Here is a 9,395-nt window from a genome sequence, read left to right as displayed (position 1 = left end):
CCACCGGATCGCCCGTGTGGTCCGCACCGCCGTGGGGGGTGTGCGGGATCAGCCCTGGTTGGCCTTCTTGCCGTGGTTGGCCCCGTTCTTGCGACGGGACCTCTTCTTGCGGGCGCGCTTGGACACCGGTTTCCCTCCTCTCGGTTCGTGACGGGCGTGTGGTTCGGGTTCAGACGGTGACGAGCCGGTCGGCGGCCTTGCACAGCCGGCGCGCGGTGCGCTCCCCGTGGCCGGCGGTGGAGGGGCCGGTCGTGTCGTAGTGGGCGCCGGGGACGAGCGGGGTCCGCGGGTCGCAGAGCCGCACCACGCGCGCGGCGCCCTCGGCCGGCGACTCGCCCTCGCCCTCGTGCACGTACACCGGCAGCAGGGCGGTCGCGCCGGTCCCCGGGTCGACGCTGACCACCGTGCAGCCCGCGGGCGCCGCCGCCCCGGCGAACACGGTCAGGGCCAGCTGCGACTGGGCGTACGCGGCGTAACGGGAGTAGCGGTGCGCCCGGTTGAGGTCGTCCCAGTCCAGCGACGCCGTCCGGTACGTGATGGACGAGACGTTGACGACCCGGCTGCCCGGACGTGCCGTCAGCGGGCCCCTGAGCTCCCGGGTGAGCAGGTACGCCGCCAGGAAGTTGACCTGGAAGGCGAGCTCGTTGCCGTCCTCGGTGAGCGTGTGCTCCTCGGGGGCCGCGACAGCCGCGTTGTTGACCAGGACGTCCAGCACCGGGTGATGGGCCGACAGGTCCGCCGCCATCCTCTTGACCTGCGACAGCCGGCGGAAGTCCGCGACGGCCAGGCGCAGTCGGGCCCGGTCGGCGCCCGCGGCCACCAGCCGCTCCACGGCGTGGTGCGCCGACTCGGTGTCGGGGCCGTGGACGATGACCACGCGCCCCCGTTCGGCGAGCAGGCGGGCGGTCTCCCAGCCGATGCCGGAGGTGGCCCCCGTGACGAGGGCGGTCTTCGGGGGAACGGCTTGCAGGGCGGATGCGGACATCGGTCATCACTCCGGAGGAACGACGCGCCGGCGCGCCCCGGCCACGGCTCGTGGGGGGCGCGCCGCACGCGAAGGAATGCGGCCGTCGGACGTGGCCGCTGGACACCGGCTCGTCAGGGAGCCGGCAGGAGAACAGCGCGCGGAACCGGCGGCACCCGATGGGGTGGCCGGTCGTCATGCCGCCGACCGCTGTTCACATCCCGATTCCACCGCCCGCCGACGCGGGCGGCAAGATGCGCCGCCCGTTCCTGACACCGCCCTGACGGCGCGGCCCGCGCGACGTCAAGGCCCCGTCAGAAAGGCGCACCACGGGCGCAAGGGTCCTGTCAGGAAAGCCCGTCGGGCGTCCGCGACCGCGATGTGCTGGTTTCGCACCTCCGACTCCCGTATCCCTCAGAAGGCCCCCTTCCATGCAGCCCCTGGCCCCCGCCCCCGAGACAGACCGCGCCTTCCCTCACCCGCCGGCCCCCGGGCGAAGGCCCGGCCGCCGCCGCAAGGTGTCCGCCGGACTGCTCGACCCCCGGCAGTTGTGGACCGCCCTCCCGGAGGCATTGCGCAAGCTCCACCCGCGCGGCATGGTGCGCAAACCGGTGCTCTTCGTCGTCGAGGCAGGCGCGGTGCTCACGGCGCTGTCGGCGCTGCTTCACCCCAGCGTCTTCGCCTGGGTGATCACCCTCTGGCTGTGGCTGACCGTCGTCTTCGCCAACCTCGCCGAGGCCGTCGCGGAGGGCCGCGGCAAGGCCCAGGCCGAGAGCCTGCGCCGGGCCCGTACCGGCACGGTGGCCCGGCGGCTGCGCGGCTGGCGCCCGTACGGCCAGGAGTACACGGAGGAGCCGGTCCCGGCGGGCGAGCTGCGGCGGTTCGACGTGGTGGTCGTCGAGGCGGGCGGGACCATCCCCGGCGACGGGGAGGTCGTCGAGGGCATCGCCGCCGTCGACGAGTCCGCGATCACGGGGGAGTCGGCCCCGGTCATCCGTGAAGCGGGCGGTGACCGTTCCGGGGTGACCGGCGGTACGAAGGTGCTGTCGGACCGGATCGTCGTCCGCGTCACCTCACGGGCCGGCAGAACCTTCCTGGACCGGATGATCGCCCTGGTCGAGGGCGCCTCCCGGCAGAAGACGCCCAACGAGATCGCGCTGAACATCCTGCTGGCGTCGCTGACCGTCGTCTTCATCCTGGTCGTCGTCACCCTCGCGCCGATGGCCTCCTACGCCGGCGCCGCCCAGGGCACGGTCGTCCTGGTGGCCCTGCTCGTCACGTTGATCCCCACCACCATCGGGGCGCTGCTGTCGGCCATCGGCATCGCGGGGATGGACCGGCTCGTGCAGCGCAATGTGCTGGCGATGTCCGGGCGCGCCGTCGAGGCGGCGGGCGACGTGTCGGTCCTGCTGCTCGACAAGACCGGCACCATCACCTTCGGCAACCGCCGCGCCGCCGCCTTCGTCCCGCTGACCGGCGTGGACGACATGCAACTCGCGCAGGCCGCCCAGGCGTCCAGCCTCGCCGACGAGACCCCCGAGGGCCGGTCGATCGTCGTCCTGGCCAAGGAGCGCTACGGGCTGCGCGCCCCGGCCCCCGGCGAGCTGGGGCAGACCCGTTTCGTGCCGTTCACCGCCCGCAGCCGGATGAGCGGGGTCGACCTGCGCTGGGAGGACGGCGCCGGAGTCGCCGTGCGCAAGGGCGCCGCGGGGACCGTGGCCGCGTGGGTCACCGGCCGCGGCGGGCAGGTGCCGGGGGAGGTGACGTCGATCGTGGACCGCATCGGCGCCTCCGGCGGCACCCCGCTCCTGGTCGCGCTCGACGACGGGCACGGGGCCCAGGTCCTCGGCGTGATCCACCTCAAGGACGTGGTGAAGAACGGCATCCGCGAACGCTTCGCCGAACTGCGGCGGATGGGTATCCGCACGGTGATGGTCACCGGCGACAACCCGCTGACCGCCCGGGCGATCGCGGACGAGGCGGGTGTCGACGACTTCCTCGCCGAGGCCACCCCCGAGGACAAACTCGCGCTGATCAAGCGGGAGCAGGAGGGCGGCAACCTGGTGGCGATGACCGGTGACGGCACCAATGACGCCCCGGCGCTGGCGCAGGCGGACGTCGGCGTCGCGATGAACACCGGTACCTCGGCCGCCAAGGAGGCCGGGAACATGGTGGACCTGGACTCCAACCCGACCAAGCTGATCGAGATCGTCGAGGTCGGCAAGCAGTTGCTGATCACCCGTGGCGCGCTGACGACCTTCTCCATCGTCAACGACGTGGCGAAGTACTTCGCGATCATCCCCGCGATGTTCGCCGGCGCCTACCCGGGGCTCGGGACGCTCAACATCATGCACCTGCACAGCCCCACGTCGGCGATCACCTCGGCGATCGTCTTCAACGCCCTGATCATCGTCGCGCTGATCCCGCTGGCCCTGCGCGGCGTCCGCTACACGCCGTCGTCCGCGGGCGACCTGCTGCGGCGCAACCTGCTGGTCTACGGACTGGGCGGGCTCGTGCTGCCGTTCCTCGGCATCAAGCTGATCGACATGGCCGTCGTCCAGTTCGTGCCGGGCCTCGGCTGACCCGCGGCGCCCTACACCAACCCCGACACGCGGAACACCGCCTGGGCCCGCGGGCCGTCGACGCGCTCGCCGAGGTGCGCCAGCACCTCGGAACCGTGGCGCAGGACGCCGAGTTCACGGGAGCGCAGAGCGCCGGCCTCCAGCAGATGCCAGAGCAACGGGTCGGCGATCAGCGTCCGCGGATCGACCTCCACGCGGCGACCGGAGGCGTCGTACAGCAGCAGGTGCGCCCCGGGGCCCTGGTGCTGCCGCAGCGCCACCAGGGCGTCCGTGCGCACCGTATGGGTGCGCAGCGTGCCGCGTACCGAGAGCCAGCCCTCGCCCGCCGTCACGCGCGGCGGCACCAGCACCGCCAGGACCAGGACCGAGAGGCCCGCCCAGAGCCCGGCGCGCGCGGCGCCGAGCGTGCCGGCGGCCGCGTCGAGCACCAGGGCGAGGGCGAGGAAGCCGAGCGCGCAGCGCGCCGCGAACCGTGCGTCCCCGGCCCAGCGGCGGTCGGTGTACCCGGTGGTGGTCCGCTTCATGCGGCCGACCGTAGGAGCGGCCTCCCCCGGGGTGACCGGGGTTGACGCGCCCCTGACGGTCCGCCGCGGGATCCTGGCGCGGTCCTGACGGCCGGTCGCGGGTGGGCCGGCGGCCGGGTCAGCCGACGTGCACGCGGGGGCGGCGGGTGCGGTCGGGCTCGGCCTCGCGCAGGACCTCACGGGTGACGGGGGCGACCTCGCCCTGCCCGAAGAGGAAGAAGCGCAGGAAGTTCGCGAACGGGGTGCCCTCGGTCCACTCGAAGTAGATGTGCGGCCGCTGCCCGCAGGCGTCGCGCACGTGCAGGAGCAGGGCGGCCAGCGCGTTGGGGATGGACGAAGACTCCAGCGTGAGGACCCGGTAGCGGCCGTGCAGCACCTCGCCGCGCACGGTGAGGCCGGACTCGAACTCCGAGGGGTCGGAGACGGTGACCTCGACGAAGACGAAGTCGTCCTCCGCCGGGATGTCGTTGTCGGTGCGGATCTGCTGGATCTTGTCGCGGTACTCCGCCAGGTCGCGGCGGTCCGGCTCGTTGGCGATGAAGCGGATCCTGCGGTGGGCGATGTCGCGGACGAAGCGCTGGGCCATGTCGTCCAGCGTCACGCTGGTGACCCGGAGTTCGAAGGCGCGGGCCAGCCGGGACAGCAGGGAGATGAGGATGATGCCCGCGATGAAGCAGGCACCGATCTTCACGCCGTCCGGGCGCTCGATGACATTGACGACGGTGGTGTAGAGGAAGACCGCCGAGATCACGGCGAACGCGATGGTCCAGCCGCGCTGGCGGGCCTTGCGGGCGGCGATGGTCACCGCGATGGCCGCGGAGCTGATCAGCACCAGCACGCCGGTGGCGTACGCGCCGCCCTGCGCGTCGACGTCCGCGTCGAAGATCCACGTGACCAGGAACGCGACCAGGGTGAAGACCAGCACCATCGGGCGCACCGCGCGCGCCCAGTGCGGGGCCATGCCGTAGCGGGGCAGGTAGCGCGGCATCAGATTGAGCAGGCCCGCCATGGCCGAGGCGCCGGCGAACCACAGGATGCAGATGGTGGAGACGTCGTAGACGGTGCCGAACACGTTGCCCAGGTACTCGTGCGCCAGGAAGGCCAGCGCGCGGCCGTTGGCCTGGCCGCCGGACTCGAACTCCTTGGCGGGGATGAGGAGCGTGGTGATGAAGCTGGTGGTGATGAGGAAGCAGCTCATGATGACCGCGGCCGTGGTCAGCAGCTTCTTCGTCCCGCGGATCCGCCCGGTGGGCTTCTCCTCGGTGTCACTGGGGTCGCCCTGCACATGGGGCATGACGGCGACGCCGGTCTCGAAGCCGGACAGGCCGAGCGCCAGCTTGGGGAAGACCAGCAGGGCCACGCCCACCATCGCGAGCACGTTGCCGTGTTCCGCCGTCAGCGCGCTGGACCAGTCGGTGACGACGTGCGAGGCGGTCGCCACGTGCCACAGACCGACGATGACCACCACCACGTTCAGCGCGAGATAGAGCCCGACCAGGGCCACGGCGACGCCGATCGCCTCCAGGAAGCCCTTGAGGAACACCGCGCCGAGCAGCGCCACCAGGAACAGCGTGATGATCATCTCGTGGCCGTGCAGCACGCTCGTCAGGTGCGGGTTCTCCACCAGGTGGGTGGAGGCGTCCGCCGCCGACAGCGTGATCGTGATCAGGAAGTCCGTGGCCGCGAAGCCCAGCAGCGTCAGCACGAAGAGCTTGCCCTGCCAGAACGACAGCAGCCGCTCCAGCATCGCGATCGAGCCCTCGCCGTGCGGGCTCTCCTCCGCCACCCGCCGGTACACCGGCAGCGCGCCCGCCAGGGTCACGATCACCAGGACGATCGTGGCGACCGGCGACAGCAGGCCGGCGGCGAGCGCCGCGATGCCCGGCTGGTATCCCAGGGTGGAGAAGTAGTCGACACCCGTCAGGCACATGACCCGCCACCACCGCTGCCCGCGATGGGCGCTCTCGGGTACCGGCTGCCCGCCCTGCTGGTGCCGGGCCATGTCGGACAGGCCCTCCAGCAACCACGCGCGCAGCCGACTCGGATGAGCGGACATGGCCACGTTGCACTCCCGTCGACAACAGTCAAGATTCCGCCGTCGGCGGACGGCCACGTCAGCGTACGCAGACCGGCCGGGGCCTTCGGCGCACGCCACGGCGGCGCGACGGCACCGCGGTGCCCCGACGCCGGCTCCCGCGTGAGCGGCCGAGGCGGCCCGAGCGCCGCGGCGCTCGGTGCGCGCCGACGGCCGTCCGGTGATCAATTCCGCAGGTAGGGGCGGGAATCAAGGGCGCGCGGGGGAGCGGGAGCGCCGGGCCGGGTGACGGTCCGGCGGGCGGTGGGGTCCCCCGGGCCGCCAGGGGCCGGTCCTTGACGGGCTCCATACGGCTGACGCGCAATCCTGACGTGTTCTTAACGCCCCGCCTCCCCCGGGGACCCGGACGGGCGCCGGAGCCGGGTAGATTCGTCTGCGGTGTGCCGGGAAGTCTGGTCGGCGGACAGTGCGCAGCAGCCGCAACAGCTCCTTCCCGTGGGGACCCTCACATGACCGTCCTGACCGCCGTCCTCCTGCTCGTGGCCCTGGCGTCCGCCGTCGCCACCGGCGCCCGGCACTGGCGGGTCCCCGCGCCCTCGCTGCTGGTCGTTGCCGGGCTGATCGTGGGACTGCTGCCGTGGGTGCCCGCGGTGCACGTCGCACCCGAGGTGATCAGTGTCGTCGTGCTGCCCCCGCTGCTGTACGCCTCCGCCGAGGAGATCTCCTGGCGGGAGCTGCGCCGGGTGTGGCGCCCGGTCACGGTCCTCGCCTTCGGGCTCGTCGTGACCTCGGCCGCCGCCGTCGCTGCCGTGGCGACCGCCGTGACACCGCTCGGCGGGCCGATGGCGCTGGTGCTCGGTGCCGTGCTGGCCAGCACCGACCCGGTCGCCGTGACCGCCCTCGGGCGCCGGCTGTCGCTGCCGCCGCGGGTGAAGGTGCTGGTGCAGTCCGAGAGCCTCTTCAACGACGCCACGAGCCTGGTGCTGTTCAAGGTCGCCGTCGGCGCGGCGGTCGCCTCGGGCTCGCTGCTCACACCGGCCGCCGCGGGCCGCTTCCTCGAACTGGGCGGTGGCGGCGCGCTGGTCGGCGCCGCCGTGGCCGGACTCGTCACGCTCCTGCGCCGGCGCACCGAGGACCCGGTCCTGGAGACGGTCGTCTCGCTGGTCACGCCGTACGGCGTCTACGTGCTCGCCGAGGATCTGCACACCTCCGGGGTCACGGCGGTCGTCCTGGCGGGCGTGGTGCTGGGCAGCGCCGGGCACCGGTTCACGAACGCGCCGATCCGGCTGCAGATCCACGCCGTCTACGCCACCGTCGTCTTCCTGCTGGAGAACGTCGTCTTCGCGCTCATCGGCCTCCAGCTGCCGACGCTCGTGCGCGAACTCGAACCGTCGGCGCGGGGCCTGCCGCTGCTGGTCGGGGTGGTCGCGGTGGCCGCCACCGTCGTCGTCGTACGGCTCGTGTGGGTCTTCCCGCTCTCGGCCGTCATGCAGCACCGCCGCAAGGACGGCCCGGTCTCCTGGCGGGTGCCGCTGGTGACCTCGTGGGCCGGTACGCGCGGGGTCATGCCGCTGGCCGCGGCGCTGTCGGTGCCCGTGGTGACGGCGGGCGGGGCACCGCTGCCGCACCGCTCGCTCGTGCTCACCCTGACGACCGGCGTGGTGGTCCTGACCGTCGTCGCCCAGGGGTTCACCCTCGCCCCGGTGGTGCGGCGCTCGGGCATCGCGCTGGAGCCGGAGCACACCGCCCGCGAGGAGGCCCGTGCCCGGGACGCCCTGTCCCGCGCGGGGCTGCGCTACCTCGACCAGCTCGACGACCTGGAGGCCGCCCCGGCGTCCGTCGTCGTCCAGCTGCGCCGCCACCTGGAGGCCGGACTCGACGAGGGGGACGAGAGCCCCGGGGCGGACCGTGCCGCCGCCTTCGCCGAGGCCGTCGCCGCCCACCGGGACCTGCGCCGGGCGCTGATCGGCGTGCAGAGCGACGAACTGCGGCGGCTGTACGAGACCGGCCAGGTGAGCGACGCCACGCTGCGCGCCGTCCAGCGGGCCCTGGACCTGGAGGAGGCCGGGCTCAGCGGGTGAGTGGGCGAGTGGCCGAATCAGAGCGTGAAGGAGTCCTGCGGCCCCCGCCCGAGGCCGAATCGCGCGCGTGACCCGCGGCGCTCGGCCTCCTCGAGCTGCGAGAGCAAGGGCGACGGCGGTACGGCGAGCACCGGGCAGCGCGCGTGGTCCAGGCAGTGGCGGGCCACCGACGGGGACAGCAGGCGCCGCAGCAGGCCGTGCGAGCCGGTGCCCACGACCAGCAGATCGGACTCCTGGTCGGCGACCCGCACCAGAGCGGGACCGGGCAGGCCGAGGGCGATGACGGGACGCAGCGGCGGGTCCAGGGGGATGCTGCCCCCGAAGGCCGTGTCCAGAGCGGCGAACAACTGCCGCCGCGCGAGGGATTGCCAGCGGTCGAGCAGGGGCGGTGACGGCGGCCGGCTGGAGCCGAAATCGACCCCGACGTTCTCCCAGGCGATCACCACCGTCAGCGCCGCCGATCGGCGGCGGGCCTCCTCGACGGCCCGGTGGAGTGCCGCCAGGCTGCCGAGGGAACCGCTGACACCGACCACTACGCGGTCTTCGCGGGGCTCTTGCATGACTCCCATGCAAACGCCGCGCCGCCGGCAGGCAACGGTCCTTGTCGCGATCCTGACGTCGCCGCCCCGGGGCCTGACGGAGCCCTGACCCGCCCGCGGCCGCGGCGTCAACAAATCGCCGCGCGCCGTCAACGTCCCGTCAGGGAGGGCCGTCACCCCCCGTGCCCCGGGCATAGCTTCTGGTGCGCCCCGGTCCGACGTGCCCGGACCGGGGCCCTGTCTTCCCTCTTGGAGGAATCCATGACCGAGCCCGCCGCCGAGGACGACCCCGAGCCTTGCGAACGCACCCCGGCCGGAGCCGGCGGGACGCTCTGCGTCCCGGTCCGGCCGGGACCCGCCGGTTGCGTCGCGCGCATGTTCCGCACGCCGCTGGGCGACCGCACCGCGGTCGCCTTCACCACACCGGAACGCCTCACCGCGACCCTCGGTGAGGAACAGAACTGGATCAGCCTCTCCGAGTCCGCGCTGCGCTCGCTGGCCCGGCCGCTCGGTGTCACCGCCCTCACGGTGGACCCCCAGTTCGCCGCCCCGGCCGTCAAGGAAGATCCCGACGAGTCGCCCGACCGGTTCGGCTCCCAGCTCATGGGCGTCCTGCGGGTGACCGGTGCGATCGCCCTCGTCGACGCACTGTGTCTGTGGATCAACTGAC

General features: G+C 73.2%; 8 protein-coding genes. 3 read left to right on the top strand and 5 right to left on the bottom strand.

Annotation, left to right across the window (positions count from 1 at the left end; genetic code table 11):
* Positions 1 to 48: 48 nt before the first annotated feature.
* Both ACFWVC_RS19695 and ACFWVC_RS19690 read right to left on the bottom strand, forming a co-directional pair.
* The gene (locus ACFWVC_RS19695) at positions 49 to 126 is read right to left on the bottom strand and encodes a 50S ribosomal protein bL37 (RefSeq protein ID WP_384287159.1); all 78 of its coding nucleotides are present in this window, start codon (positions 124 to 126) and stop codon (positions 49 to 51) included.
* A 43-nt stretch (positions 127 to 169) separates the two neighbouring features.
* Entirely contained in the window at positions 170 to 985 is an 816-nt protein-coding gene (locus ACFWVC_RS19690) for an SDR family NAD(P)-dependent oxidoreductase (RefSeq protein WP_384287120.1), read from the bottom strand.
* Between the two features lie 410 nt (positions 986 to 1,395).
* On the opposite strand from ACFWVC_RS19690, the gene kdpB reads away from it, so the two are divergent.
* The gene (kdpB, locus tag ACFWVC_RS19685; RefSeq protein WP_384287118.1) at positions 1,396 to 3,546 is read left to right on the top strand and encodes a potassium-transporting ATPase subunit KdpB; all 2,151 of its coding nucleotides are present in this window, start codon (positions 1,396 to 1,398) and stop codon (positions 3,544 to 3,546) included.
* Between the two features lie 11 nt (positions 3,547 to 3,557).
* Here the strand turns inward: kdpB and ACFWVC_RS19680 are convergent, their stop codons facing one another.
* Both ACFWVC_RS19680 and ACFWVC_RS19675 read right to left on the bottom strand, forming a co-directional pair.
* Positions 3,558 to 4,070, bottom strand: coding sequence for a hypothetical protein (locus ACFWVC_RS19680; RefSeq protein WP_384287114.1), 513 nt, complete (start codon positions 4,068 to 4,070; stop codon positions 3,558 to 3,560).
* Between the two features lie 118 nt (positions 4,071 to 4,188).
* Positions 4,189 to 6,126 carry an amino acid transporter gene (locus tag ACFWVC_RS19675; RefSeq protein WP_384287110.1) on the bottom strand — a complete coding sequence of 646 codons (1,938 nt, stop codon included), beginning with the start codon at positions 6,124 to 6,126 and terminating at the stop codon, positions 4,189 to 4,191.
* 488 nt (positions 6,127 to 6,614) lie between these two features.
* Here ACFWVC_RS19675 and ACFWVC_RS19670 point away from each other — a divergent pair, with 488 nt between their 5' ends.
* On the top strand, positions 6,615 to 8,186 hold the full coding sequence (locus ACFWVC_RS19670; RefSeq protein WP_384287106.1) for a Na+/H+ antiporter: 1,572 nt from the start codon (positions 6,615 to 6,617) through the stop codon (positions 8,184 to 8,186).
* A gap of 17 nt (positions 8,187 to 8,203) precedes the next feature.
* Here ACFWVC_RS19670 and ACFWVC_RS19665 read toward each other — a convergent pair whose 3' ends face one another.
* Positions 8,204 to 8,746, bottom strand: a complete 543-nt coding sequence (locus ACFWVC_RS19665) for a universal stress protein (protein ID WP_384287103.1) — start codon at positions 8,744 to 8,746, stop codon at positions 8,204 to 8,206.
* Between the two features lie 240 nt (positions 8,747 to 8,986).
* Between ACFWVC_RS19665 and ACFWVC_RS19660 the strand changes: the two genes are divergently transcribed.
* Positions 8,987 to 9,394, top strand: a complete 408-nt coding sequence (locus ACFWVC_RS19660; RefSeq protein ID WP_384287100.1) for an SAV_915 family protein — start codon at positions 8,987 to 8,989, stop codon at positions 9,392 to 9,394.
* Position 9,395 lies beyond the last annotated feature (1 nt).

This window comes from Streptomyces sp. NPDC058691 (assembly GCF_042714775.1).
Taxonomy (GTDB): Bacteria; Actinomycetota; Actinomycetes; order Streptomycetales; family Streptomycetaceae; genus Actinacidiphila.
This window is presented reverse-complemented; position numbering and strand designations above follow the sequence as displayed.